The 25,051-nt window shown below is 35.1% G+C and carries 27 protein-coding genes; 18 read left to right on the forward strand and 9 right to left on the reverse strand.

The window, feature by feature from the left end; translation table 11 throughout:
- Positions 1 to 157 precede the first annotated feature (157 nt).
- Positions 158 to 946, forward strand: a complete 789-nt coding sequence (locus K412_RS0110285) for a CAP domain-containing protein (protein WP_024833034.1) — start codon at positions 158 to 160, stop codon at positions 944 to 946.
- A gap of 161 nt (positions 947 to 1,107) precedes the next feature.
- On the opposite strand, the gene K412_RS0110290 is transcribed toward K412_RS0110285, so the two are convergent.
- From K412_RS0110290 to K412_RS0110305, 4 genes are all read right to left on the reverse strand, one after another.
- Positions 1,108 to 2,019: an RluA family pseudouridine synthase gene (locus K412_RS0110290; RefSeq protein ID WP_024833035.1), complete on the reverse strand. Its 912-nt coding sequence runs from the start codon at positions 2,017 to 2,019 to the stop codon at positions 1,108 to 1,110.
- 1 nt (position 2,020) lies between these two features.
- On the reverse strand, positions 2,021 to 4,453 hold the full coding sequence (locus K412_RS0110295) for a mannose-1-phosphate guanyltransferase (RefSeq protein ID WP_024833036.1): 2,433 nt from the start codon (positions 4,451 to 4,453) through the stop codon (positions 2,021 to 2,023).
- 61 nt (positions 4,454 to 4,514) lie between these two features.
- Complete coding sequence (locus K412_RS0110300; RefSeq protein WP_024833037.1) at positions 4,515 to 4,811, reverse strand: hypothetical protein; 297 nt, start codon at positions 4,809 to 4,811, stop codon at positions 4,515 to 4,517.
- A gap of 73 nt (positions 4,812 to 4,884) precedes the next feature.
- A complete protein-coding gene (locus K412_RS0110305) occupies positions 4,885 to 5,298 on the reverse strand; it encodes a GtrA family protein (protein ID WP_024833038.1) in 414 nt (137 codons plus the stop codon).
- A gap of 156 nt (positions 5,299 to 5,454) precedes the next feature.
- Between K412_RS0110305 and K412_RS0110310 the strand changes: the two genes are divergently transcribed.
- From K412_RS0110310 to K412_RS0110330, 5 genes are all read left to right on the forward strand, one after another.
- The gene (locus tag K412_RS0110310; protein WP_024833039.1) at positions 5,455 to 6,141 is read left to right on the forward strand and encodes a DUF2238 domain-containing protein; all 687 of its coding nucleotides are present in this window, start codon (positions 5,455 to 5,457) and stop codon (positions 6,139 to 6,141) included.
- Between the two features lie 17 nt (positions 6,142 to 6,158).
- Complete coding sequence (gene uvsE, locus K412_RS0110315; protein ID WP_024833040.1) at positions 6,159 to 7,121, forward strand: UV DNA damage repair endonuclease UvsE; 963 nt, start codon at positions 6,159 to 6,161, stop codon at positions 7,119 to 7,121.
- Positions 7,122 to 7,242: 121 nt separating this feature from the next.
- Positions 7,243 to 7,371, forward strand: coding sequence for a hypothetical protein (locus tag K412_RS22905; protein WP_278244537.1), 129 nt, complete (start codon positions 7,243 to 7,245; stop codon positions 7,369 to 7,371).
- Between the two features lie 156 nt (positions 7,372 to 7,527).
- A complete protein-coding gene (locus K412_RS0110325; protein WP_024833041.1) occupies positions 7,528 to 9,684 on the forward strand; it encodes a Tex family protein in 2,157 nt (718 codons plus the stop codon).
- Positions 9,685 to 9,759: 75 nt separating this feature from the next.
- Complete coding sequence (locus K412_RS0110330; protein WP_024833042.1) at positions 9,760 to 10,647, forward strand: hypothetical protein; 888 nt, start codon at positions 9,760 to 9,762, stop codon at positions 10,645 to 10,647.
- Here the strand turns inward: K412_RS0110330 and K412_RS0110335 are convergent.
- From K412_RS0110335 to K412_RS0110350, 4 genes are all read right to left on the reverse strand, one after another.
- A complete protein-coding gene (locus K412_RS0110335) occupies positions 10,644 to 11,030 on the reverse strand; it encodes a hypothetical protein (protein WP_024833043.1) in 387 nt (128 codons plus the stop codon). The genes K412_RS0110330 and K412_RS0110335 overlap by 4 nt on opposite strands.
- A 52-nt stretch (positions 11,031 to 11,082) precedes the next feature.
- Entirely contained in the window at positions 11,083 to 11,484 is a 402-nt protein-coding gene (locus K412_RS0110340; RefSeq protein WP_024833044.1) for a hypothetical protein, read from the reverse strand.
- 36 nt (positions 11,485 to 11,520) lie between these two features.
- A complete protein-coding gene (locus K412_RS0110345) occupies positions 11,521 to 11,835 on the reverse strand; it encodes a hypothetical protein (RefSeq protein ID WP_024833045.1) in 315 nt (104 codons plus the stop codon).
- A 155-nt stretch (positions 11,836 to 11,990) separates the two neighbouring features.
- Positions 11,991 to 12,188: a hypothetical protein gene (locus K412_RS0110350; RefSeq protein WP_024833046.1), complete on the reverse strand. Its 198-nt coding sequence runs from the start codon at positions 12,186 to 12,188 to the stop codon at positions 11,991 to 11,993.
- 172 nt (positions 12,189 to 12,360) lie between these two features.
- Between K412_RS0110350 and K412_RS0110355 the strand changes: the two genes are divergently transcribed.
- From K412_RS0110355 to K412_RS0110365, 3 genes are all read left to right on the forward strand, one after another.
- Positions 12,361 to 13,236, forward strand: a complete 876-nt coding sequence (locus tag K412_RS0110355) for an NAD(P)/FAD-dependent oxidoreductase (RefSeq protein WP_024833047.1) — start codon at positions 12,361 to 12,363, stop codon at positions 13,234 to 13,236.
- Between the two features lie 174 nt (positions 13,237 to 13,410).
- A complete protein-coding gene (locus tag K412_RS0110360) occupies positions 13,411 to 14,817 on the forward strand; it encodes a sensor histidine kinase (RefSeq protein WP_024833048.1) in 1,407 nt (468 codons plus the stop codon).
- A gap of 136 nt (positions 14,818 to 14,953) precedes the next feature.
- Positions 14,954 to 15,691 (forward strand): GerMN domain-containing protein, encoded by a 738-nt coding sequence (locus tag K412_RS0110365; protein ID WP_024833049.1) that lies wholly within the window; start codon positions 14,954 to 14,956, stop codon positions 15,689 to 15,691.
- 107 nt (positions 15,692 to 15,798) lie between these two features.
- Here the strand turns inward: K412_RS0110365 and K412_RS0110370 are convergent, their stop codons facing one another.
- Positions 15,799 to 16,014: an FmdB family zinc ribbon protein gene (locus tag K412_RS0110370; RefSeq protein ID WP_024833050.1), complete on the reverse strand. Its 216-nt coding sequence runs from the start codon at positions 16,012 to 16,014 to the stop codon at positions 15,799 to 15,801.
- A 112-nt stretch (positions 16,015 to 16,126) separates the two neighbouring features.
- Here K412_RS0110370 and ku point away from each other — a divergent pair, with 112 nt between their 5' ends.
- The 9 genes from ku (at position 16,127) to K412_RS0110415 (ending at position 24,958) form a co-directional block, all read left to right on the forward strand.
- The gene (gene ku, locus K412_RS0110375) at positions 16,127 to 17,062 is read left to right on the forward strand and encodes a non-homologous end joining protein Ku (RefSeq protein WP_024833051.1); all 936 of its coding nucleotides are present in this window, start codon (positions 16,127 to 16,129) and stop codon (positions 17,060 to 17,062) included.
- The gene (locus tag K412_RS0110380; protein ID WP_024833052.1) at positions 17,059 to 18,033 is read left to right on the forward strand and encodes an ATP-dependent DNA ligase; all 975 of its coding nucleotides are present in this window, start codon (positions 17,059 to 17,061) and stop codon (positions 18,031 to 18,033) included. The genes ku and K412_RS0110380 overlap by 4 nt, the downstream gene beginning before the upstream one ends.
- Positions 18,033 to 18,944: a non-homologous end-joining DNA ligase gene (gene ligD / locus K412_RS0110385; RefSeq protein WP_024833053.1), complete on the forward strand. Its 912-nt coding sequence runs from the start codon at positions 18,033 to 18,035 to the stop codon at positions 18,942 to 18,944. Before K412_RS0110380 ends, ligD begins: the two co-directional genes overlap by 1 nt.
- 107 nt (positions 18,945 to 19,051) lie before the next feature.
- Entirely contained in the window at positions 19,052 to 20,065 is a 1,014-nt protein-coding gene (gene galE / locus K412_RS0110390) for a UDP-glucose 4-epimerase GalE (protein WP_024833054.1), read from the forward strand.
- A gap of 26 nt (positions 20,066 to 20,091) precedes the next feature.
- Positions 20,092 to 21,021: a nucleotidyltransferase family protein gene (locus K412_RS0110395; protein WP_024833055.1), complete on the forward strand. Its 930-nt coding sequence runs from the start codon at positions 20,092 to 20,094 to the stop codon at positions 21,019 to 21,021.
- A 139-nt stretch (positions 21,022 to 21,160) separates the two neighbouring features.
- Positions 21,161 to 21,424 (forward strand): zinc-ribbon domain containing protein, encoded by a 264-nt coding sequence (locus K412_RS0110400; RefSeq protein ID WP_024833056.1) that lies wholly within the window; start codon positions 21,161 to 21,163, stop codon positions 21,422 to 21,424.
- A 403-nt stretch (positions 21,425 to 21,827) separates the two neighbouring features.
- Complete coding sequence (hpf, locus tag K412_RS0110405; RefSeq protein ID WP_024833057.1) at positions 21,828 to 22,358, forward strand: ribosome hibernation-promoting factor, HPF/YfiA family; 531 nt, start codon at positions 21,828 to 21,830, stop codon at positions 22,356 to 22,358.
- A 198-nt stretch (positions 22,359 to 22,556) separates the two neighbouring features.
- Positions 22,557 to 24,434 (forward strand): LTA synthase family protein, encoded by a 1,878-nt coding sequence (locus K412_RS0110410; RefSeq protein WP_024833058.1) that lies wholly within the window; start codon positions 22,557 to 22,559, stop codon positions 24,432 to 24,434.
- 20 nt (positions 24,435 to 24,454) lie between these two features.
- Positions 24,455 to 24,958, forward strand: coding sequence for a shikimate kinase (locus K412_RS0110415; protein WP_024833059.1), 504 nt, complete (start codon positions 24,455 to 24,457; stop codon positions 24,956 to 24,958).
- The last annotated feature ends 93 nt before the right edge of the window (positions 24,959 to 25,051 follow it).

Below are 25,051 nucleotides of genomic sequence, written 5' to 3' on the forward strand. Positions count from 1 at the left end.
AACAGGCAGAACATCATATTATTATGGTGTCTGTCTGTTTTTTTGTTATTTTAATAATATTTCTCAAGATTGTAAATAATTACGGAAAACATGTCAATACTATCAACATAAGGGTATTTATCCAAATATAGTTAGTTAAAAAGCAGGAGGGGTTACAGTGAAAACAAGGAAAAAAACAGCGATAGTATTGAGTATTATGGTTTCGGCATTTACTTTTTTACCTGTAAGCACATTACAGTACAAGGTAGATGCATCACAATCTTATCAACAGGTAGCGTCAACATCCGGAACAGTTACGGCTCAGGATGTGAATTTACGTACAGGGCCGAATACCAAGTTTGACAGTCTGGCCAAACTGAAAAAAGGGCAAAAGTTAACTGTTATGGGAAAACTTGGGGAGTGGTATGCGGTTTATGACAGCACTAATGGGAATATTGGTGCAGTATCATCCCGATATTTAAAAATTACTGAGCCCAAAACAACAACAGCAAAAACAAATCAGGTCAAGACAGCCAAAAATACTGTTAATACCACTGCACAGAAGACTGTTGCAGCTAAGGTTATAGATGCTTCACCAGATGAAAAGGCCATGTTGGATTTGGTTAATAAGGCCAGAAAAGAGAAAGGATTGAATCCTTTGGCTTTTGATGAAGAACTTTTAAAGTTAGCCAGAATGAAGGCAACTGATATGAAAAACAACAATTACTTCAGCCATACATCTTCATACTACGGAACTCCATTTGATATGATGAAAAAGTACGGTGTAAAGTTCAGTATTGCAGGGGAGAACCTTGCAGGAAATCAATCAATGGAAAAGGCTTTGGCAGCATGGCTGAAGGAAAGCGGAAACAATATATACAATAAAGAATTTACTCACACGGGTATTGGTGTAGTGGAAAGTCCCACATACGGAAAGCTGTTTGTGGAGATGTTTATGAAGAAGTAAAAGCAAAAAACCGGGGAGTGTCGCAAAACTTATTTTTATCTTATGATGAGCCGCTAGAAACACTTGCAAATATCTTGGAAGCAATCATTGATACAATTTTATACGGGAGTACAGGTATTAAAATAAAAAACTTTCTGTTTTGCAACACTCCCTTTTTTTGCTCACAGCCTTTTATTCTGATTACCGACTACCTGCTTTAGACTGAATGGCGGGTCAATGGTAATGGTTTTCTTATTCAGATAATTTAAGTGTTTTGCAGAACTTTGAAAGTCAAAAGTAAGCCTGCTAGCACAAAGAAGCTGATGTTTGGCGTTATATTTCTTGTTTTCGGCGTTTTTGCCATATTTACCGTCTCCGATTATAGGATGACCATAGTAGGCAAGATGAGCTCTTATTTGATGGGTTCTGCCTGTAACCAGCTCTACCTCAAGCAAACTGAGGGAATTAAAAGAATCAATAACACGGTATCTGGTTATTATCTGAAGAGAATTTTTGGTTTTCTCAGAGGTTATAAATACCCTGCTGAGTTTTTCGTTTTTGTCAAGATAATCAACTAATTCGGCCTTCTTTTTTTCCATTATACCTGATACAATGCAGTTGTAGTATTTCTGTATTTCTCTTTCTTTTATTTTATCTAGCATAACTTCAAGGGTGTGATTATTTTTTGCAATAATCACAAGACCGCTGGTATTTCTGTCAAGTCTGTGGCATAAGGCCAGATTGGGACCATATATGCTTTTGAGCTTATCAATCAAAGTTGCTTCTTTTTGATTTTTATCGGGATGAACAGGAATACCAGCCTCCTTGTTTACAATCAAAAGATTCTCATCATCATAAACTACTGAAAAACCCTCGTCGTTGCGGCCAAACAGATAATCATCAATAATATAGACATCTATCTTATCTCCGCAGCTGACTATATAATCCTCTTTTATTCGTATTCCATTTACTTTTATATCCTTTTTTCGAAGTGCTTTGTATAGCATACCAGAGGCAAGATTGGGGAAAAAATCACGTACTACACGGTCAATCTTTTTACCTTCATGGTTTTCTTCTGCTGTAATTGATCTCATATTAACAGTTTGTAATAATCCTTTCTACAATATTGTGAAATCTGACACAATGTTCTTTGGCTGTAATTGCAGAACTGCCTTCAGAAATTATTTTAAAAGCCGGAGTATCGGCATCAGGTATTATAAGCACCCAGCCGTCTTCTAGGTATATCTTTATTCCATCTAGAAGTTCAGCTTTTTTGTCTTTATTATCATTTATTATTCTTCGCATTACCGTACCTTTTAACTCCCAGGGACAGTAAACGCTTTTTCTGTCTATGTAGATTTTGGGGATTTCTAAAAGCAGTTGGTTTAAGGTTATCCCCGACACACACATGTATTCAATTATTTTAACAAGGCCTGCTATGGCATCAAAGTTAAGTATAAGCTGGTCAGAGCCCGCTGAGTTGCTCCTTTCACTTAAAATCTCATTCATAACAGCTTGTAGAGAATTTTTAGTTCTTTTCACAACGCAACGATATCTTGAAGCAAGCCTTTCTATTACATTAGAACTTGTAATAGGTACATAGAAGGTTGTTCCCGGTGACCTTTTAAAAATAATAAGAGAGATAAAAGCCTCAAACAAATCATCTTTTACAACAATTCCTTCTCGACTTATTAGAGAAAGATTTTCACCGTTACTGTCAATTATAGCACCAAATTCGCAATTAGTTTCAACTAATACTGAAGTTACTGAGGATATATCAGAGTAGTTTTCATAACAAATAGTCTGGCAGCCCATGTTTGTAAGCATAGGGCCTACAATCGATAAAACAAATTCAGATTTGGAAAATATACATATTCTGAGACTATGCTGCTTTATAGCATGTATATTTGTACTTTCAGTTAGGTTTTTAACATAAAAACTACTGAAATCAGTAATGTTATTTAATCTGCTGATTTGCTGGGATGAGCATCTTTTAAAATCTTCACGGAAGAAAGAATTTTCTATTTTGCGCTCAGAGAACTTACCAATTGAAGTTCCTCTTGAATCCATAAAATCCACTCTTATTAAGTTGGGATTATCCATATCTGTCTTTATATGGATTCCGCCCTCTGTTTTTAGATAGCTTATGGCATATCTTGATATTGGAGTAAGAAGGCTGCTCATATTGAAAACTTCAATACCCACAGAGAGTATTCCGGAAATAAAAGCATGCTTAAACATCCGGGCTGAATTTGAATTAGTAGAGCTGACTACAACTTTAGAGCCTGTTTTAAGGTGAGAGCCATATGCAGCGCCAAGTCTTGTAGCGTATTCAGGGGAAATATCTACATTTATAATACCTGATATACCATTTTCTCCAAAAATCTTACTATTGCGTTTTGAACCCCAAATCAAATTTCTATCAACTATGGCAAGGGGTTCTACAACTTTTTCCGGCCAAAGCCGTATATTTGGCTTTATTATAGACCTTTCATTTATTTTGCAACCTGCGCCTATTACCGAATTTTCGAATACTGAGACATAATTCTTAAGATTAACATGATTACACAGTATCGCTCCTCTGAGTTCACTTCCATTTTCAACATAGCAGTTGTCCCATAAAATACTTCTTACCACAGATACATTGTTTTTGACTATTGTATTATTTCCGATTACAGTATGGCTTCCGATAACTGAACCACTGCCGATTTTACAATTGGAGCCTATTACACACGGTGGTATAATCCGGGCACTTTTATCAATAATCGTACCGGGACCTATCCATACGTCCTCATTAAATTGGTCACCAATATTTATTTTTAGTTTTCCATTGAGAATATCACAATGGGAGTTTATATAAGAATGTGTATCGCCTATGTCGCACCAGTAGTCATTGGTGACATAGCCAAAGATTTTTTTGGATGAGGATAAGAGAGCAGGAAATACATCCTGACTGAAATCCATATTTTTACCCGGTTCAATGTAGCTAAGAATTTCCGGCTCCAGTATATATATACCGGTGTTAACCATATCGCTGAAAATCTCACCCCAACTGGGCTTCTCAACAAATCCCTTTACAGAGCCATCTTCATCCGTTAAAACAACTCCATATTCCAGAGGGACATCAACCTTTGCAAGTACAAGTGTCGCAATGGACTTTTTGGATTGGTGATATTTCAGAGCTTTATGAATATCCAAATCAGTAAGAGAATCACCGCTTATTACAATAAAGGTCTCATCTAAAAAGTCTTTGGCATTTTTTATACCGCCTGCAGTACCTAAAGGAGATTCTTCAAGAAAGTAATATATATTTACTCCATAAGAATGTCCGTTGCCAAAGTAGTCTTTGATTATTTGAGGATGATACAACAGAGTCATACCAATATCTGTAATACCATAACTTTTTAGTAAACCAATAGTATGTTCCAATACAGGCTTGTTCATGATAGGAACCATCGGTTTTGGTAAATCACAAGTAAGGGGTCGGAGTCTAGAGCCTTCGCCGCCTGCCATAATAATAGCTTTCACACTATCACCCCGCATTCCTAGTATTTGACTCTACTGGTTAAGTTTTCCTAATATATAATATTCATCTTTTGGTGTAATAATCCTTTAATATTTTAATATCTTCAACTCCAAAACTTTCTTCTAAGATTGAAACTGCATTTTCTTTATTATGGGGTTCCACTTCAGCTACCACTTTTACAACAGTTGACGGGAAAGCTCCGGGAAATTTTTTAATTAACTGTTTCTGGCTTATACCTATGTGAAGTCCAAATTCAGTAGTAGTCAAGTATGCTTTTCGTATTCCCTTATCCTTCAAACTGCCTAGAGCGTTTTTTGCATCTGATAAATTTGTATAGAGAAAAACAAGTTCTTCCTGCATAATTTGCCAACCTCCTTGATTTAGTTACAAGTAGTATTTGTAACATTGCAAGGAATTAAGCCGGTTTTTTCTGCTAATCTTTGAAAGTAAACATCTTATTGAGCAAAAAGCTTACAAGAGTATAAAAAACCATTCCTATAAGCTGAGAAATATTTTTTTCAATGTGAATTTGTTCCACAAGAAGAATAACAAATCCTAGCTGTACTGCATAGCATCCTACAAACACCAGTGCAAACCGTATGAACTGATTTAATGTGGATTTTTGATTACCTTTGAATGTCCATAATTTATTTAAAATAAAACTGTTTATAAATCCGCATATATAGCCTGCACCGTTTGCAAGCTTGTAAGAAACACCAAAAGCATTCTGAAGAACAAAAAGTACTATTACAGTGATAAGTGTATTAGTTATACCTACAAGTCCATATTTTATCATCTGACCTATAATGTTGCCGAATTTGTCTTTTAGGATACCCAAAGAGTTCATTATATTCATCACCTTTTTTAAACATATTTGCGTAGTATATAAGTATATATAATACTGTGAGAAGACCTCTAACTGTCTTATAATTTTACCATAAAAATTGCCTGAAAAGCCAGGATGGTGAAAACTGCACGAATATAATTTGATTGGAGATAGGATATGTCTAAATTCATGAAAAAAATTTCACTTCTTGACACAAGAAAAAATAGAATTCCTTTTAGAAAAAATCATGTTCTGCATGCTATGATAGCTGTTTATGTCATAGTTTTTGTTATTCTATCAATAAAACCTGTTGATAACTTTGTATGGTGGTATGAAAGTATTATACCCATTATTGTATTGACAGCACTTGTGTTTTTATATACAAAAAACAGGCTTACAAATACTGCGTATTTCTGCGTTCTGGTGGTATTGGTTTTACATGCGGTAGGGGCTCATTATACATATGCTGCTTGTCCTATAGGAGCTTGGGTTAGCAGATTCTTTGGTATGCAAAGGAACCATTTTGACAGAATGGTTAGTTTTGTATTCGGTTTACTTATTTCAATACCAGTTTTGGAAAGCATATATTACAGGCTGCGAATCAGATATATAGGTTCGTGTATGCTTTCTGTGATAATTATTCTTGCTGCAGCGTCAATGTATGAGATTTTCCAAATGTTTTCAGCAATGTTTTTAAGTGATGGACGTATAGAAGTTTTTTTGGGCTATCAAGGGGACTTATGGGATTCCCAGAAAGATATGATGTTGGCAGTTCTGGGCTCATTAATTTCAATGAGTACTTGCATAATATTAAGGATTAATAAGAATCATAAAATATATATGGTAAAATGCCGAAATAATTAGTCTATATGGAGAAACAAATGATATTCAGACTGGGATTTGTAGCAATGACACTAGAGCTTGAAAACTGTTCACCATCAGGAACTGTAACATATACTGTATACAATAAGATTAAGGATGAAGCCGGGAAACGTGCAAAATTGGATAGGGTAGCCAAAAGTAATATTAACAATACCTTAAGGATTCTCAAAAACAGTCTTGCTTTAAATATAAAAGTATATAGATTGACTTCAAAACTAATTCCTTTAGCTACTCACGGTGATTTGAAGGACTGGGATTATGTATCCGACTTTCATGAGGAATTTCAACGCCTTGGTGAATATATTATAAAAAACAATTTCAGGGTAAGCGCTCATCCTGACCATTTTACAATACTCAACCCAATAAAACCCGAAATTTTAGAATCTTCAATTCGTGACCTTGATTACCATGTGAAGCTTTTTGAAGCTATGGGCTTGTATGACTATAAATACAAGTTAGTTTTACATGTGGGTGGATTGTACGGAGATAAAGAAAGCGCTATTGACAGATTTAAGGAAAACTTTTTAAAGTTGCCCCACAGGATTTCAAAAAGAATAATACTTGAAAATGACGATAAATGTTTTACAGCAGCAGATGTTTTAGGTATTTGCGAAGATTTGAAAATTCCTATGGTTTTGGATGTTCATCATCACAGGTGTGTTAACAACGGAGAGGAATTAGGAGATTTACTTGAAAGAATATTTAACACATGGAATTTTGAACCGGACCCGCCCAAAGTCCATTTTTCCAGTCCAAAAAGTGAAAAAGAATTCCGTAGCCATGCGGATTATGTTGACTTAGCTGAGTTTATGGAATTCCTTCATATATCAAAAAAGATAGATAGAGATACTGATATAATGTTGGAAGCAAAAATGAAGGACAGGGCATTGCAAAGGCTTTCTGCAGAACTTTTGGAGATGCCGGAAATCGAAAGATTAGACAAAGCAACCTTTCGAATGTAGAAAACATTTCTTTTTAAAAAGTTGGTTTATAATTTTCATATTATTTGTATAAAATAATTCCGATGGCTTGGGAAAAAGTCGTTAATACTAAAGTTGAAATAACTTAAAAGGGGTGCTGTATATGGCTAAAGGTAAACCAAAAAGCAGTGATAATGAAAAACTTACATTTGAAAATGACCAGCTTGGAGAAAACAAGAATAATAGAGAAGTAGGACGTCAGTCATGTGACTGCAATAAAAAAAATAAGTAATCGAAGGTATCACGAAATAAGAATCGGCTAAAAAGTCGGTTCTTATTTTGTTTACGTAATGGTTTCTTTTCTTGAAGGGGAAATTAATATATAATATCTATAATTGTTAAAAAGGATAAACTTACCTATATTTTGTATAACAGCGGAGGCATATATATGACAGATGTAGTGGGACAGTTAACCAGGGAATTCAATTTGAAGCCTTTTCAGGTGCAAAATACCGTTAAGCTCATTGATGAGGGAAATACAATACCATTTATAGCACGTTACAGAAAGGAAGCTACAGGGGAACTTAATGACCAGATTTTAAGAGAACTTTATGAGCGCTTGGTTTATTTAAGAAATCTTGATGAACGCCGGGAAGATGTAAAAAGGCTTATAGATGAGCAGGGTAAACTTACTGAAGAAATAATTAAATCCTTGGATAAAGCAGTTACGTTACAGGAAATAGAAGATATTTACAGGCCTTACAAAGTAAAAAGAAAAACACGGGCCTCTGTGGCTAGGGAAAAAGGACTTGAACCTCTTGCCACTATTATATATTCACAGCTCCCATCTAAAACTCCTTTAGAGGAAATTGCTTCAAGATATATTGACACTGACAAAGGGGTAAACAGCGCCCATGAAGCTATTGCAGGGGCGTTGGATATAATAGCCGAAGAAATTTCCGACAATGCTGAGTTCAGAAAAGCTTTAAGAGAAATAATATTTAAAAATGGGCTTGTAGTGTCTTCAGGTAAAAAGGAAGAAGACTCTGTATACAGAATGTACTATGATTTTAAAGAACCTGTTTCAAAGATAGCTAGACATCGTGTACTTGCTTTGAACAGAGGAGAGAAAGAAGATTTCCTCAATGTTCGAATTGAAGTCAATGAGGATTTGTGCCTTAATTTTTTAAAAGCAGATACTATTAAAAAAACAAACCCTGAAATGTCTAAATATGTAGAATCAGCTGTGGAGGATTCTTTTAAAAGACTTATTTTTCCATCACTGGAGAGGGACATACGCAATCAGCTTACAGAGTTAGCTGAGGACCAGGCTATAAAAGTGTTCTCTGAAAATCTCAGAAATCTTTTGCTGCAGCCTCCTGTCAAAGACCGGGTGGTGCTTGGGCTTGACCCGGCATATCGGACAGGCTGCAAGCTGGCAGTGGTGGATGAAACGGGTAAGGTTTTAGAAACTACCGTTATTTATCCTACTCCTCCCCAGAACAAAATAGAGGAAGCAAAAAAGAAAGTAAAAGAGCTTATTGAAAAGCATAAGGTTGACATAATTTCAATTGGAAATGGTACAGCCTCTAAGGAGTCTGAGATATTTGTAGCCGACTTGCTGAAGGAAATAGACAGAAAGGTTTACTACATGGTGGTAAGCGAGGCTGGTGCATCGGTATATTCTGCTTCAAAGCTTGGTGCTGAGGAATTTCCTGATTTTGACGTTGCCCTTCGAAGTGCAGTTTCAATAGCAAGAAGGCTTCAGGATCCTTTGGCAGAGTTGGTAAAGATAGACCCAAAAGCTATCGGAGTAGGGCAGTACCAGCATGATATGAATCAAAAAAGGCTTGATGAATCTCTAGGTGGGGTAGTTGAGGATTGTGTAAACAATGTAGGGGTTGATTTGAATACAGCTTCTGCACCCTTGCTTTCATATGTTTCGGGAATAAGCACTGCAATTGCAAAGAATGTTGTTGAGTATAGAGAAGAAAATGGCAAATTTAAGGCAAGAAATGAATTGAAGAAAGTAAAGAAGCTGGGAAATAAAACCTTTGAGCAGTGCGCAGGTTTTTTAAGAATAACTGATGGAGAAAATATTCTGGACAATACATCAGTTCACCCGGAATCTTATAAGGCGGCAAAGCTTCTTTTGGAAACCATGGGGTATTCTCTAGAGGATGTAAAAGACAAAAAACTGACAGGCCTTGACGCTAAGGTTGCCCAGGCAGGAATATCACAGGTTGCAGAAAAGTTAGGTATCGGGGTACCAACCTTAAAGGATATAATAAATGAATTGCTGAAGCCGGGAAGAGACCCAAGAGATGAACTTCCAAAACCAATGCTTCACTCTGACGTACTTAATATGGAGGATTTGAAAGCGGGAATGATATTAACGGGCACTGTGAGAAATGTTGCTGATTTCGGTGCTTTTGTAGATATAGGTGTTCATCAGGACGGACTTGTCCACATATCCCAACTGGCGGATAAATTCGTAAAGAACCCTATGGATGTAGTAGCTGTGGGGGATATAGTAAAGGTAAAGGTTTTAGAGGTGGACGTTGAAAGAAAGAGAATATCACTGACCATGAAAGAAATAAACTAAAACTATTTATTTGTGGGTTATTGTGGTATTATTATATTAAGTTTTTTATAAATAAATGATGGGAAGAAGAAGCATATGGAAATAGTTAATAAAGCGGTACATTTGATTGCCAAGAGACCATCAGTATTGTTTCTTACGGCACTTCTTAGTACTGTTGTATGTGTTTTTGAATATCTTTTTATGACCCTATTTTATGGGTTGACAATGTTTAAAACAGGTAGTCCTTTTGATGACTACGTAAATATAATTCAATTTGTTATAAATACAGTTATCGTACCGGAGACAGCAGTGAAAATCATATTGGTACTGGTAATTGCAGTTGTTGCAGTGTCTTTTATTCTTGGGTTAATATTCTCAGGGTGTTTCAATATACTTTATAATGCTGTTGAAGGAAGAGATAAAAAGTCAGGAAGTGAATTTGTTCAGGGAGTAAGGAAATACTTTCTAAGGATGATTTCACTGAATTTGTGGACTATTTGTTCATCGGTTATATTTATAATATATGTCTTGATAGCGGTTATTCCTGCAGCAATTGTATTAGACAATTCTATGGGAGGAACTATGAATCCGCTGGCGGGGATTTTTCTTTCAATCATAACTGCGGTGGTACTGTTTTTCAGCTTTACTTTTTTTAGACAGTATATTGTATTTTGGTATCCATCGGCTATGATTCATGATAAAAATCATTTTAAAATGGCAAAAAAAATATCAGACAGAAACTTCTGGTCCCTACTGTCAAAGTTTGTAGCCTTTGATATTACATTGATTTTGTTCGACATTCTATACATAATTGCAAATTTTACATTAGCTAATACGCAGATAGTATCAGGGACTATAAATACTATACTGATTATTGTAAATATTGTATTTAAAACAATAGTTTTTGCAATTTTGATTTGCTTTGTGTTTTCATCCTTCAAAAAATGCAGTGATGATTATAAACACAAAAAAGCAATCCGTTAGAATATATCCAATAACAGATACAAGAGAATGATAAGCAGAAGTTCATCTTCTGCTTTATCTGTATATAGCAGTACAATAAGACCTATAAGCAGCAGGTCATCCAAATATATATCATAATCAAAAACTGTAAACAGTGGTCTTCCTGACCGCTCTGTTTTGTCTCCGGTTCCTAGAAGCGATGAAAGGAACCCCAATGGTTTTTGGGGCTTTTTTTCACGGCTGCTGGAATTCGCTAGAGGCATTGACTCTTTTGCCTCAATATTCACCGGTTGTTCTTCTATTACGGATATATTTGCATCAATTTGTTCATGCTCGTTGTTTGGATGAGCAGAGTGATTTTTATTATATCTGCGGGATTTTGGAGGACGCTTTCTGTAAACCATACTATCCACTCCTAAAAACCTTTGGTAATGACCAGAGAGTAAATTGTTTTGCTTAAACAGAACGTCCCTCCGATTCATCCAACATCTTAGTTAAACTGCTGATTTTAATAATTTTCATACACTTCTGAAGTTTTTTTTGTCTATTGTCATTAAGGTATGGCTTTATTGCATTAAGCAGATTAACTCTAGGATCATTGTTCGTGTTAAGCATATTCATAGCCTTTTTCATTTTTCTGGCCATATCAGTTAGGTCATCAGTATCAGCTCTGGAAGAATCTTCAGAGGGTTTTTCCTTTTCTGAAGAGTTGTCATCTGATGAGTTTTCATCCTTTGAATGATTTGATGACATGAACATATTCAAAAGCCCTTTTACATTGTCAGGGATACCGCTATTTGAATCCTGCCCCAGCATTTCAGCTATCTGTTTTATTTTATCTCCCATGTCGTCACTCATCAAAATACCTCCAAGCAATTGATTATATGTACAAAACTAGGAATTTAGAAAATCGTTTACCTTTTTCATTATTGCATCGCTATCTTTGCCAAGAATTTTTTGAAGCTTATCAAGATCTTTTTGGGTAACTTTCTTCTTAATCTCATCTTTATCTATTTTTATGTTTTTGAGCTTCTCTTCGTCAAATTCATTTATTTTTTCCATTAGTTCATCCCTATCAATAGATGAGAGTTTTTTTTCAAGATCCTTCGGACTGTCTTTCTTCAACATATCTATAGCTTTATTTACTTTTGCTTGGATCATTTTATCCTGCATCATTTCCTGGATTTTTTTACTTAAGGAATCTCCCATAAAAAATACCTCCTATAAGCTGTTTTAACAGTATCATTACAGTTTATGCTATATGGTTGGACTAATATGTTGGATAATAACCCTTAATCTGAAATAGAAGCTTGGATATGTAACCCAAGCTTCTATTCAAACTACTCTTTACAGCTTTGACAAAATTAATCACAGCAATCTCCACTATTGCAAAGGAAGAGTACAAGCAGGATAACAGCCAGACATACCAACCATTCGCAATCACCATTGAAGAAGTCTGATCCGCCGAAAAATCCATCGTTACCGCAGCAGCAGAAGATAATTATTAATAATATTATTATCCACCACCAGTCAAAGCCATTAGAACCACCAAAACATCCCATGATTTTACCTCCAAATAAAAGATTTAAGATATTGCATATTATGAATTTGCTTTAAAAGGTGTTACACATGAAATAAATAATTTTTATAAAAAAATTGCTTGATTAATTGATAAAATTCTATACATTCTGGTATATTAAATCATGTAAAAACCTGTTTCGTGGAGGAAAAGATATGGTTGATGTAATTATAATAGGCAAGGGTCCTGCAGGTATTTCTGCTGCACTTTATACAGTACGCGCAGGGCTGAGAACATTGGTCATAGGATTGGAAAACAGTGCACTTTATAAAACTGACAGAGTTGAAAATTATTATGGCTTTGCTGAGCCCATATCTGGAAAGTATCTACTGGAACAGGGAGAAAAGCAGGCAAGACGCCTTGGGGTAAAGTTTGTCCAGAGTGAAGTAATTGCTATAGAAAAAGCAGAGTATTTTGAGGTATATACAGCCGAAGAAAATTACTCTGCTAAAGCAGTACTCATGGCAACAGGACAGCAGACAAAAAAGGTTAACATAGATGGTCTTGAAGAATTTGAAGGCAGAGGAGTAAGTTATTGCACCACATGTGACGGATTTTTTTACAGAGGACTGAAAGTGGGTCTTGTAGGCTTTAAGGATTATGCAATACACGAGGCTATGGAACTTGAGCCATTAACAAAAAATATAACTATTTATACAAATGGTAATGAACTTGAGCTTACTGAAAAATATAAAGCTCATGCATCAAGATTTCCCATAAATAATCAGAAGATAAAAAAAGTAATTGGTAATGAGGTTATTGAAGGCATAGCCTTTGAAGACGGTGCAATTGAAAATCTTGATGGCTTGTTTGTAGCATTTGAATCGGCATCGAGTGTTGATTTTGCCAGAAAACTGGGGGTAATAACAAAAAATAATTCCATTGTGGTTGATGAAAATCAAAGCACAAACCTAAGGGGCCTTTTTGCGGCAGGGGATTGTACCGGGGGCTTCAAGCAAATTGCAACTGCAGTTGGACAGGGTGCCATGGCAGGGAGAAGGATTATTGAATTTATAAGAAATAATTCGTAAAAATATGATAATTTTTCTGAACAATGTTGGAAATACGCATGTTTTGGGCAGTATAGCTTGGTGCATGTTGTTGCCTTGTTTTAGTACATATTGAAAATATTTACAATTAGTGATAAAATATGACCACGCCTTACCTTAAAAGTAAAATAGTATTACTTGAATAGGAGATATAATATGTTTGTCATATTCATTTTATTGTGGATAATTTCTATTCTGTTAATTTATGCAAACCCTAAAGAATACTGGGCGTGGTGTGCAAGTCTCTGCCTACTGTTTAACGGTTTTGGCGAACTAGCGGCGGTCATAGGTCAAGACTTTATTCCATTTATACAAGGTTATGGCAATGAAAAACTGGTTTGGGTCGGCCGAATACTTAAGGCTATAGCCGACATTTTCCATCATTACTTTGCTACATATCTATTTTTAGTTTTTGTTCTTTTATTTACAAATTTTCTTAATATTCAAATGAAATTAGCGGTTAAAAAAGCTATTGTTGGTATACTGTTACTTCCAAGTATTATCATGCTTTTTGCTTACCCTATTATTCCCGATTTTAAACCCAATTACAGTGTTCTGTCTTGTTGGGTATCTGTCTATACTATTCTGGCCAATATAATTCTTATATTAAGTGTAATTAAGGAAAGAGATGACTATACAAAAACTCAGAAAATTCACACAACATTATTAGCACTTCCATCTACAATATGTATTCTCTGGACAAGTTATATATCAGTGGCCCTGGGTTATAGAAAAATATGGCCAATTAATGTTTGGGTAATAGTGTGTGAATTTATTTTATTTTTGGTATTATGCATAAAATACGGAATATTAGGAGTAAAGGTTAAAATAGAAAGAATAAATATTGATAATAATATAGATTCAGCAATAGGCGGGATGCGTATTGTATCACATGCAATAAAAAATGAAGTTTCGACTATTAGTCTCTGTGTAGAGACCATAATGTGTGTTGAAGAAACAAGCCCTGGAATGGAAAATAAATTATCTATTATAAAAAATTCCTGCAAAAATCTTTTGGAATTCACAAAAAAGCTTAATGAATTAAAGCTTTATAAGATGAATCTTAAACCATGTCTCTTAAGCGAAATTATATCCAAAGTAATAAATCAGGTTGCACCTTCCATATGCGAAAAGAATATACAGATTATTAATGCTAGCAAAATAGATGTTACAATGCTTATTGATCCTGTTCACGTGTCGGAAGTATTAAAAAATCTTATTATAAATGCCATTGATGCTATTCGTGAGGAGGGTATTATACAAGTAAATACAGAGTATATAAATAACAAAAAAGTATGTATAACAGTTTCTGACAATGGAATAGGTATTCCAAAAGATTACATAAATAAAGTTATGACTCCATTTTTTTCTACCAAAAAAGGAAAAAATAATTATGGATTGGGATTAAGTTATTGTTTTAAAGTTATGAAATCACATAATGGAAGCCTTCAAATAAAGAGCAAGGAAAATCAGGGGACTGATATATGCATGATATTTCCTGTTAATAAGGTTGTGCATGTTTATAGTAAATCATTACCTCAGACAAAAAATTATAATATATAATAAATGTGTATCTCACATCAAAAAATATTGACAAGGTTAGAATACTTCCACATGCTTGGGCATAAAAATAAATGTGTAAAGGGATGAATATTCATAAATACAACTTTTAACATTTTAATGTGAGGTGCATAAAAAAATGCGAAAACTTATATGTCTATTTATGGTATTTGGAATTGTTCTTACAATGCTTGCAGGCTGTGGAGCTAAAAGTGAAGAGGCTGATGGTGATGAACTTACCCCGGTAAGCAGTCTTACAATGGGGCAGGATGAAGCTAATGGCTTAAAGGATAAAACTCCGGTTCAGTTATACTTTATCAATGAACAGGGTACAAAACTTGCTGCAGAAACAAGGTATATTCAAAATACGGATGTAGGTAAGGGTAATGAGCATCTGGCAACGGTTGTTTTAAAGGAACTAATAAGCGGTCCTGCAAAAGGCAGTCTCTTAAAAGCTTCTGTCCCTAAAGAAACAAAAGTAATTACAGATGTAAAGATAAAGGACGGTATAGCAACTGTGGATCTTTCAAAGGACTTTATTGAAAAGCATCCCGGCGGCAAAAAGAATGAACAGCTTACTCTTTACTCAATTGTAAATACACTTACCGAAATAAAGGATATAACATCTGTACAATTCAGAATAAACGGAAAAGTAACTAAAGAATTCAAGGGTAGCTATCAAATTGACATAGCTTATTCGAGAGATACCCACCTTATAAGTAACGAGCCAGGAAAAGACAGTTCAATAAAAACAACGACAGAAGATAATGAAAATACACGGGACAAAACAGCACAGCCAACAAAAGAAGATGAAACAAAAAATACAAATCCTGATACTAAAGCAAATGCTGATTTGGAGGATGAAATTCTAGAATAATTCCGGTTGGCCATCTGTTATATACAGCAAGGTATCTTTTTGGACGTCAATAGCTCCTTTAAGATACCTTGTTTTTTGCTTTGATAATTACAACCATAAGGCAAAAATCAGTGGTTACAACATCCACCGCAGACATGTCTGTTGGGACAGTCTCCGTCAGAGTCTTTTCTGGACTGGATAATATTTACATTCTTAAATATGGTTTCAAGATCATTGTTTCCGCAGTCAGGGCATTTAATCTCTTTATTTTCACGTTCAGACATTTTAGCCATTACGTTGAATTCATTACCGCACTTACTGCATCTAAGATCATAAAATGGCATAAATCTACCTCCTTTATTATTTTGTATTATACCATCTAAAAAAACACGGATAAATAGTTGAATAAATAAAAATTAAATACGGACAATAAATATTATTAATGGAGGAGCAATTATGCATACAGTTTGGAAGGGTTCAATCAGTTTCGGTTTGGTTAATATTCCTGTAAAAATGTTTACGGCAACGGAAGACAAGGATATCCGTTTTAAATACATTCATAAGGAATGTCATAGTCCGGTAAAGTATAAAAAAGTTTGCCCTGTCTGTAACAAGGAGGTTCAACCTGAAGATATTGTTCGGGGTTTTGAGTATGAACCCGGCAAATACGTTATAATGACGGACGAAGATTTTGAATCCCTTCAGGTTAAAAGTGAAAAGACAGTTGAAATATTGGACTTTGTAAGACTTGAAGAAGTTGATCCCGTATATTTTGACAAGTCATATTTTCTTGCACCTCAAGAGACAGGAGGAAAAGCCTATACGCTTCTGAGAGAGGCTTTGGGACAGAAGGAAAAAATTGCTGTTGCCAAAATAACCATAAGAGACAGGGAGTCATTGGCTGTTATAAGAGTTTACAAAAATGTACTTGTACTTGAAACAATATTTTATCCTGATGAAGTAAAGGATTCGGCACAGGTACCCGGCATACCAGAAAATGCCAAGACAACACAGGCCGAACTGGATATGGCTACACAACTTATAGATAATCTGACTACTGATTTTGATCCGTCAAAGTATGTGGATACTTACAGAGAAAACCTTGTAGAGCTTATTAATAGCAAGGTTGAAGGAAAGCAGGTAGTAGCTAGAAAAGAAGTTGAAAAGGAAAATGTTGTAAGTCTTATGGAGGCATTGAAACAAAGTATACAAATGTCAAAGGGGAATAATAAAAATGAAAAAAATAAGGACACTGTTAAGGCTGATAAGAGTGCTAAGAGTATTAAAAGCAACAAGAAGGATTTGATATCAGAGGGACAAAACAGCGAGAGCACACCTGACGAACATCAAAAGAAGAGAACAAGGAAAGCCAGAGAGAAGGTTGAATCATGAACTGGGTTATACCAATGGAGCCGGTAATTTGTCCTGATGTTAAGGATGAATCCGGCTACGTCCATGAAATAAAATGGGATGGTATAAGAGGAATGGTTTATGTACAGGATGGGAAGGTTAGAATCTATACTAAGAAAGGCAAAGAGAAAACAGGCTTCTATCCTGAACTAGATGTTTTAAAAAAGGCCCTTGGAGGTAAAAGCGTAATACTGGATGGTGAATTTGTTGTTCTAGGTGAAGAAGGGGTTCCCTCCTTTTATAAAAGCCTCATCCGAGAACGTGTTAGTAGTAGCAGTAAATTACAATACTATGCAAGTTTGTACCCGGTTTGTTATATGGTATTTGATATTTTGCAATATGAGGACCATATCTTGGTGAATATACCCTTAATTGAAAGAAAACAGATTCTTGAAGAAAATCTAAGTTCTTTAACAGGAGACGATACTAAAATATTTTTAACGAAGATGTACCAAGATGGCAAGAAACTCTTTGAACAAATGAAAAAACAGAACATGGAAGGTATCGTTTCCAAAAAAACAGACAGCCTGTATATAGGCGGTAAAAAACATAATGCTTGGTTTAAGACAAAGTTTATAAAAAAGATGCTTTGCGTTGTTGGAGGAATACAATGGAAATCCATAAATCCCAATTCTCTGGTTTTAGGTATAAAGCCTCCGGGTAGCGAAAAGCTTGTATATGTAGGTAAGGCATCTGCAGGGCTTAAACAATCAGATTTAATGCTTATAAAAGAATACATTGGGCAGCTTGAATGGAAGGAATGTCCATTTACTACTGATGAAACTATTGAATTGGATAGGACAGGTGAAAGGTTTACATGGTTGTATCCTGCTCTTACGTGTTGGATTAGCTTTCTGGAATTGACCAATAACGGACATTTGAGACATCCTAAAATAGAAGGGTTTGCCGTACTTCCTATAGAAGAGGCAGATGGAAAGGTGCTGACTGAATAATGGCTGCTGTAACTGATATTATCAAGGTAGAAATTGAAGACGAAGTAATTGACGTAAAAAATCCTGACAAGTTATTTTGGCCAGAAGCCGGGGTTACTAAGCTGGAGTTTGTGAAAACAATGACAAGGCTTGCTCCATTTTTAATTAAATACTCTAAAAACAGAATGTTAACTTCAATACGTTATCCTCACGGTATTAATGACAAAAGCTTTTTTCAGAAGGAAAAACCTCAGGGAACCCCCGAGTGGGTGGAAACAGTGGAATTCAATCAGAAAAACTATATTAACCTCAATTCGGCAGCCACCCTTGTTTGGCTCTGTACTCAGGCTGCCTTGGAGCTTCACACCAGCTTTAACGTTTATGAAAAGCCCAACCATCCATCAAGCTTGGTATTTGATTTAGACCCGGATGATGACCTTCATTTTGAGGATGTTGCAGAACTTGCAGACAGAATCCATGAAACATTGGAAGCACTGGGCATAAAGGGATTTATTAAAACTTCCGGTGCAACAGGGTTGCAGATATTTGTCCCTACGGCTGCAAAGTTTGACTATGACACCGCTCGCAGTCTTAATGAGTTTTTTGCACAATACTTTTCTGAAAAGTTTAAAAGTACCGTTACAATAGAAAGGATGAAGAAGAAAAGAGATGGCAAGATTTATTTTGACTGGCAGCAGATGTGGACGGGGAAAAGCATGATAACAGTCTATTCCCCAAGGGCAGTGAAAAGCGCAGCAGTTTCGACTCCAATAGAATGGAGTGAGCTTAATAGTATACGTCCGGAAATGTTTACTCTTAAAAATATTATAAACAGGTTGGAGCAAAAAGGAGATATCTTTGAACCAAGCCTGAAATGCGACAATTCGCCGCAATTGTATGAAATATTAAAACAGATTGAAACTGCAAGATGAAGTAAAAAGTTGTTATATTAATAAATATTGTATAAAATATGGTTATATTTAATTTTTAAGAGTATCATCGTTGTATAAGGAATTTATAACGTAAATGGGGGAGTCACATGAAAGTATTAGTAACCGGAGGGGCTGGATATATCGGCACTCATACATGTGTTGAACTGCTTGAAGCTGGTTTTGAAGTTATCGTAGTTGATAACCTTTGTAACAGCAAGGAGACAGCAATAGAAAGAGTGGAAAAAATCACAGGCAAAAAGGTAAAATTTTATAAAGTTGATATATTGGACAAAGAAGCACTTGAACAGGTATTTATACGTAATAAACCGGATTCTGTAATTCATTTTGCAGGACTAAAGGCAGTAGGTGAATCAGTTTCAATTCCGCTGAAATATTATCACAACAATATAACTGGTACGCTGATTTTATGCGAATTAATGGAAAAATACCAAGTTAAAAATCTGGTTTTCAGCTCATCAGCTACTGTATACGGAGATCCTGCCAGTGTTCCGATTGCCGAGGAATTTCCGTTGTCTGTTACAAATCCATACGGAAGAACAAAACTTATGATAGAGGAAATATTAAAAGACCTACATACAGCAGACGAAACTTGGAATATTGCTCTGCTTAGATATTTTAACCCCATCGGAGCCCATGAAAGCGGCTCAATTGGAGAAGACCCAAATGGAATTCCAAATAATCTGGTGCCTTATATTACACAGGTAGCAGTTGGAAAGCTAAAAGAAGTAAATGTATTTGGAGATGATTACGATACAGTTGATGGTACCGGAGTAAGAGATTACATACATGTTGTAGACCTTGCGAAAGGCCATATAAAGGCTTTAGAAAAGCTATCTCGTGAACATGTGGGAGTAAGAGAGTATAATCTTGGAACAGGTAATGGATATAGCGTTCTTCAAGTAATAAAGGCATTTTCAGAAGCCTGCGGAAAGGAAATACCTTATAGGATTGTTGGCAGAAGGCCGGGGGATATAGCAGAGTGCTATGCAAAGCCGGACAGAGCAAAGAATGAACTTGGATGGACAGCTGAAAAGGGACTTAAAGAAATGTGTGCAGATTCATGGAGATGGCAGTCTCAGAATCCGGAAGGATATAAATAATTAAACTCAGGCAAGGAGAATTTGATATGAAAAATAACACAGCTTTAGTAATAATGGCTGCAGGTATGGGAAGCAGATATGGTGGTTTAAAGCAGATTGACCCTGTAGGACCCAACGGCGAAATAATAATGGAGTATTCTATTTATGATGCCATCAGAGCTGGATTCAACAAGGTTGTATTCATAATAAAAAAGGAAATAGAGGACACCTTTCGAGAAGTGGTTGGTAAGAAAATAGAAGGAATTATTGATGTGGAGTATGTTTATCAAAAAGTAGACAATCTGCCTCAAGGATTTAGTGTTCCCGAAGGAAGAGTGAAACCCTGGGGAACGGGACATGCAGTGCTAAGTGCCAAAGATGCCGTTAAAACTCCATTTGCAGTTATAAATGCAGATGATTTTTACGGAGCTGAGACATACAAGCTACTAAATGGATTTTTAACAAATAATCAGGATACAGATAATAAATACAAATATTGTATGGTGGGATTTGTTATAGAGAATACACTTACCGAAAACGGTCATGTTGCAAGAGGCGTCTGTAATGTAGACAGTCAGGGAAATCTTATTAATATACATGAAAGAACAAAGATAGTGAAATTCGGAAATGAGACAAAATACACCGAGGATGATAAAAACTGGATTAAAATACCAGGAAAGAGTATTGTGTCTATGAACACATGGGGCTTTAACCTAAGTATTTTACAGGAACTTGAGGAGCGCTTTCCTGAATTTCTGAGAAAGAACAAGGATAATCTTTTGAAAGCAGAGTATTTTCTGCCTACAGTTGTAGATAATCTTATAAATGAAGGCAAAGCAGATGTCAAAGTACTTTCAACATCAGATAGATGGTATGGTGTTACATATCAGGAGGACAAACCCATTGTAAAGAAATCAATAGGCGATATGGTTTCGGAAAATAAATATCCAAAACATCTTTGGGAAAATATAAAATAAACTGTACTTAATTTACTACTTCGGTCACTTTATAGGTAACTATTGTATCAACTGTATATGTATGGAAAATTAATTATTGAAAAATAGGGTCATATGTAATATAATGTAAAATAAATACCTGTGAAGTGAGGGAGATAAAATGTACACTGACAAAACCTTGGTTTGCAAAGAATGTGAAAATGAATTTATTTTTTCTGCAGGTGAACAGGAGTTCTATGCTGAAAAGGGTTTTCAGAATGAACCCGCCAGATGTAAAGCTTGTAGAAGTAAGCGTGACCACTCATCAAAAAGAGAATTATTTGAGGCTGTTTGTGCAGAATGCGGGCAAACCACAAAGGTTCCCTTCAAACCTCATTTAGATAAGCCTGTATTATGTAGCAAATGTTTTGCTAATAAAAAATAATACATACTTAATAGACATATAAATAAAAATATAATTAGGTTGACTGTAAGGATTGTTCTATCTGAGAGTCAACCTGTTTTTATATTTAAGAAATTAAGAAATGTACTTGGTTGGAAGATTATCCACAGTGGAAAATTCCTATATTATAAGTTATTAACAAGGTTATACACATTATCCACAGAAACATATACACAAAACAGGTGTTTTGTTGAATACCTGTGAAAAACTTTTGTGATAGTAAATTGAATTAGACATAAAATAAGTTAATTATTATAAAATTATGTTTATTAGCAGAGTTTGGGAGGATTTTCTTGTTATAACGTAGAATAATAGATTCATAACATGTACCGCTATTGGATATTATAAAGTAATACTTAGACAAAAATGGAGAGGGGCTGTTATTATGAATATAATTATTAGCGGAAAAAACATTGAAATTACAGAAGCACTGAGAGAAAAAGTAACAAAGAGAGTAAAAAAGCTGGAGAAATTTTTTAACAGCGATACTGAAGTGCATGTAACTTTGAGTGTTCAAAGAGTCAGCCAGATTGTCGAAATAACAATACCATTCAATGGTGTAACTTTAAGAGCGGAAGATCAAAATGAAGATATGTATACATCTATTGATAGAGCAGTAGACTTAATAGAAAGGCAGATAAGAAAGAATAAGACCAGACTTGAAAGAAGATTCCACGATAACGATTTCAGGGTAGATAATTCAAAATTTACCGATGATGTTCCAGAGGAAACCGAATTTAAGGTTGTTAGGTCAAAGAGGTTTGCTGTAAAGCCTATGGATGTTGAAGAGGCAATATTGCAGATGAATCTTTTGGGACATGAGTTCTTTATGTTCTACAATGCAGATTCAAGGCAGGTTAACGTAGTTTACAAGAGAAAAGATGGAAACTATGGGTTAATCGAACCGGAATTCTAATAACACAATAAATAAAGCAGTATGTATCAGTAAGCTAAGATGGCCTCTGATACATACTGTTTTTATTTTGCAGCAATAAGCAAAATTACAACAAATTTACAAGCATAATTTTAGATAACTTGTTTTACATTTAACCCATAAAGTAATATAATACATACAGTCTGTATAATTTATATAATTTTCGGGAGAAATGTATTTATGCTGGGGAAACCTTCATATGGAATAGTCATAGCAAATCGTAGGAGTTTTGGCCGTAAAACACGTATAGTTGATTATCTTACTCAAGAATGGATGTCAATATTGACTCTTGCAATACTGCTTTTTAAATCAATAGTTCTTATGGGCTTTGTATATAGTGAGGATAAATCTATTATTGACATAGTCCGTGGTTTTAGTAATATCAGATATATGCCAGTTTGTGTAGCTTTTTTACTTGTAATCTTATCTTTTAACTTTTTAGCAAAAGGAAAAGGGCGGTTATGGCTTCTTCTGATACTCAATTTTCTATGTTCATTTCTTTTTGCATTTGATGCAGTGTACCTTAGGGCAAACGGAAATTTTCTATCAACCCAGCTTTTGAGGCAAACTGGAAATGTAAATAATATTTGGGGCAGCATTTTTGCAATGTTCAGGCCCTGTGATATAGTATTTTTTATTGATATACCAATTCTTGCAGTAATACTTATAATTACAAGAAAGATGTTTTACTCATCACCATTATTTACAAGTCTGAAAACTAGACTTATTGCTTTCGCATCATTATTTACCTTGTCTTTAGCCATTATTGTAGGCAGTTATATTGCTATTGATGTATACGGAAATAATAAATATGGTTATATTTTTCACACTTATTGGAAACCGGAAGCTACTATATGCAATGCCTCCCCTTTAGGATATCATGCATATGACTGCTATGTATTCTTTGCAGATTTCAAGCCATATGAAATATCAGAAAAAGACCGTACGGAGATTCAAAAGTGGATTGACGGTAAAAAGGAAAATTTACCTGATAACAACTTTAAAGGCATGTATAAAGGCAAAAACTTGTTAGTGTTACAAGTAGAGTCTCTAGAGAACTTCGTTATCGGGCAGTCAGTAAACGGGCAAGAAATTACTCCTACATTGAATAAGTTGTTGAAGAACAGTATATACTTTGATAACTATTATACTCAGGTTAACGAGGGAACAAGTTCTGATGCAGACCTAATGACAAACACCTCTGTATTCCCGGTGCGAAAAGGGAGTACATTTTTCAGATTTCCATATACAGAGTATAATTCACTGCCCAAGATAATGGAAAAGTATGGTTATTCTACTAAAGCCATTCACCCGGATGACGGTGCATACTGGAATTGGAAAGAAGCACTGACAAACATAGGCTTTCAACAGTGTATAGACGCAAAAAGCTTCAAGATGGATGAGATAATATTTATGGGCTTAAGCGACGGTTCTTATTTCAGACAGATAAAAGATACAATTATAAATCAGAAGCAGCCATTTTACAATTTTATGATTACTCTTACAAGTCATTCTCCATTTGAAATGCCTAAAGAGCACCAAAATTTAAAATTGGACGACTCTCTTAATGATACAAGGCTTGGGGGTTATTTCCAGAGTATAAACTACACTGACAGATGCATTGGAAGTTTCCTTGATGAACTTGATAAGGCAGGAATACTGGATAACACAGTAGTAGTAATTTACGGTGATCACGATTCAGTTCATAAGTATTTTGATGACCAAATCAAAGATATACAGCCGTCTCAAAGCTGGTGGCTTGAAAATGACAAAAAAATACCTCTTATTATATATGAAAAGGGGCAGATACCCCAGGTTATACACACAACCGGAGGACAGATTGATTTAATGCCAACGCTTTTATATTCTTTTGGAATAGATAAGAATGAATATGAATCTACAGTATTCGGAAGAAACCTTCTTAATACACAGCAAGACTATGTATTATTGGCTAATGGGGAATTTAGAGGAAATATTGATAAGGCTAAACAAAGTGAACTGCTGAATGGTCTTGAATACGCGGATATGGTAATAAAAACCAACTTTTTCAAAAAATAAAAAGGCTTTTCGGAGGGAATATGAAAAATATTATTCTTATTGGAATGCCAAGTGCGGGTAAAAGCACTGTTGGAGTTATTGTTGCAAAGCATCGGGGAATGTCATTTATTGATACTGATGTTCTGATACAAACGACACAAGGCAGGCTGTTACAGGAAATCTTAAATAATGATGGTACAGATGCTTTCCTTAAAATAGAAGAATCAGCGATACAATCTCTCAGTTGCTCTGATACAGTTATAGCAACAGGAGGAAGTGTGGTATACAGTGAGAAGGCAATGGAGCATTTAAAAAAGATAGGAATAGTAATTTATCTATATGTAGATATGGACACTGTCTACAAAAGGCTGAAAAACCTTAAAACAAGAGGTGTTGTTTTAGGCCCCGGTCAAAGCCTGGAAGATATATATAGAAAAAGACAGCCTTTGTATGAAAAATATGCAGATATAGTAATAGATTGTTCAAAGGGTTCAATTGATTCAACAGTGGAAATGATACATGAAAAACTTGATTCCTTGTCATAAAACTTGAAATGAAATATAATTATTATGCCGGATAGAAATTATCCGGCATTTATAATGTTAATTACTTAATCCGATAAATTATTTCTAGCAATA

The sequence above is a fragment of the Ruminiclostridium josui JCM 17888 genome, from assembly GCF_000526495.1.
Taxonomy (GTDB): Bacteria; Bacillota; Clostridia; order Acetivibrionales; family DSM-1351; genus Ruminiclostridium; species Ruminiclostridium josui.

Bases quoted from the DNA above. Each gene is read 5' to 3' on its own strand.
- ku (WP_024833051.1), top strand. From the start codon at position 16,127: ATGCATACAGTTTGGAAGGGTTCAATCAGTTTCGGTTTGGTTAATATT.
- K412_RS0110380 (WP_024833052.1), top strand. From the start codon at position 17,059: ATGAACTGGGTTATACCAATGGAGCCGGTAATTTGTCCTGATGTTAAG.
- K412_RS0110300 (WP_024833037.1), bottom strand. From the start codon at position 4,811: ATGCAGGAAGAACTTGTTTTTCTCTATACAAATTTATCAGATGCAAAA.
- K412_RS0110330 (WP_024833042.1), top strand. From the start codon at position 9,760: ATGGAAATAGTTAATAAAGCGGTACATTTGATTGCCAAGAGACCATCA.
- galE (WP_024833054.1), top strand. From the start codon at position 19,052: ATGAAAGTATTAGTAACCGGAGGGGCTGGATATATCGGCACTCATACA.
- K412_RS0110305 (WP_024833038.1), bottom strand. From the start codon at position 5,298: ATGAACTCTTTGGGTATCCTAAAAGACAAATTCGGCAACATTATAGGT.
- K412_RS0110360 (WP_024833048.1), top strand. From the start codon at position 13,411: ATGTTTGTCATATTCATTTTATTGTGGATAATTTCTATTCTGTTAATT.
- K412_RS0110415 (WP_024833059.1), top strand. From the start codon at position 24,455: ATGAAAAATATTATTCTTATTGGAATGCCAAGTGCGGGTAAAAGCACT.
- K412_RS0110340 (WP_024833044.1), bottom strand. From the start codon at position 11,484: ATGAGTGACGACATGGGAGATAAAATAAAACAGATAGCTGAAATGCTG.
- K412_RS0110310 (WP_024833039.1), top strand. From the start codon at position 5,455: ATGTCTAAATTCATGAAAAAAATTTCACTTCTTGACACAAGAAAAAAT.
- K412_RS0110400 (WP_024833056.1), top strand. From the start codon at position 21,161: ATGTACACTGACAAAACCTTGGTTTGCAAAGAATGTGAAAATGAATTT.
- K412_RS0110355 (WP_024833047.1), top strand. From the start codon at position 12,361: ATGGTTGATGTAATTATAATAGGCAAGGGTCCTGCAGGTATTTCTGCT.
- K412_RS0110395 (WP_024833055.1), top strand. From the start codon at position 20,092: ATGAAAAATAACACAGCTTTAGTAATAATGGCTGCAGGTATGGGAAGC.
- K412_RS0110350 (WP_024833046.1), bottom strand. From the start codon at position 12,188: ATGGGATGTTTTGGTGGTTCTAATGGCTTTGACTGGTGGTGGATAATA.
- uvsE (WP_024833040.1), top strand. From the start codon at position 6,159: ATGATATTCAGACTGGGATTTGTAGCAATGACACTAGAGCTTGAAAAC.
- K412_RS0110325 (WP_024833041.1), top strand. From the start codon at position 7,528: ATGACAGATGTAGTGGGACAGTTAACCAGGGAATTCAATTTGAAGCCT.
- K412_RS0110370 (WP_024833050.1), bottom strand. From the start codon at position 16,014: ATGCCATTTTATGATCTTAGATGCAGTAAGTGCGGTAATGAATTCAAC.
- K412_RS0110290 (WP_024833035.1), bottom strand. From the start codon at position 2,019: ATGAGATCAATTACAGCAGAAGAAAACCATGAAGGTAAAAAGATTGAC.
- K412_RS0110410 (WP_024833058.1), top strand. From the start codon at position 22,557: ATGCTGGGGAAACCTTCATATGGAATAGTCATAGCAAATCGTAGGAGT.
- hpf (WP_024833057.1), top strand. From the start codon at position 21,828: ATGAATATAATTATTAGCGGAAAAAACATTGAAATTACAGAAGCACTG.
- K412_RS0110345 (WP_024833045.1), bottom strand. From the start codon at position 11,835: ATGGGAGATTCCTTAAGTAAAAAAATCCAGGAAATGATGCAGGATAAA.
- K412_RS0110365 (WP_024833049.1), top strand. From the start codon at position 14,954: ATGCGAAAACTTATATGTCTATTTATGGTATTTGGAATTGTTCTTACA.
- ligD (WP_024833053.1), top strand. From the start codon at position 18,033: ATGGCTGCTGTAACTGATATTATCAAGGTAGAAATTGAAGACGAAGTA.
- K412_RS22905 (WP_278244537.1), top strand. From the start codon at position 7,243: ATGGCTAAAGGTAAACCAAAAAGCAGTGATAATGAAAAACTTACATTT.
- K412_RS0110335 (WP_024833043.1), bottom strand. From the start codon at position 11,030: ATGGTTTACAGAAAGCGTCCTCCAAAATCCCGCAGATATAATAAAAAT.